Origin of the sequence: Halalkalibacter oceani, assembly GCF_023715605.1 — a bacterium.
Taxonomy (GTDB): domain Bacteria; phylum Bacillota; class Bacilli; order Bacillales; family Bacillaceae_D; genus Halalkalibacter; species Halalkalibacter oceani.
Genome location: NZ_JAMBOL010000085.1, coordinates 1 through 425, shown reverse-complemented (window position 1 = coordinate 425; position 425 = coordinate 1). Strand labels below are relative to the sequence as shown.

The 425-nt window shown below is 68.0% G+C and carries 1 protein-coding gene; it reads left to right on the top strand.

Going from position 1 to position 425, the window contains the following annotated elements:
* The coding region (locus tag M3202_RS22110) for a S1C family serine protease (protein ID WP_251225354.1) at positions 1-425 on the top strand (425 nt) is incomplete at both ends.

The following is a 425-nucleotide window of genomic DNA, read 5'->3' as shown; positions in this document are numbered from 1 at the left end:
GGGATCATCAGCGCGCTCGGCCGCAACCACCTCGGCATCAACACGTTCGAGAACTTCATCCAGACCGACGCGCCGATCAACCCCGGCAACTCCGGCGGCGCGCTGGTCGACGTGAACGGCAACCTGCTCGGCATCAACACGGCGATCTACTCGCGCTCCGGCGGCTCGCTCGGCATCGGTTTCGCGATTCCGGTTTCGACCGCGCGCACGGTGCTCGAAAGCATCATCACGACGGGCTCGGTCACGCGCGGCTGGATCGGCGTCGAGCCGCAGGACGTCACGCCGGAGATCGCCGAGTCGTTCGGGCTCCAGCAGAAATCGGGCGCGATCGTCGCGGGCGTGCTGCAGGGCGGCCCGGCCGACAAGGCCGGCATCAAGCCGGGCGACATCCTGGTGAGCGTCAACGGCGAGGACATCACCGACAC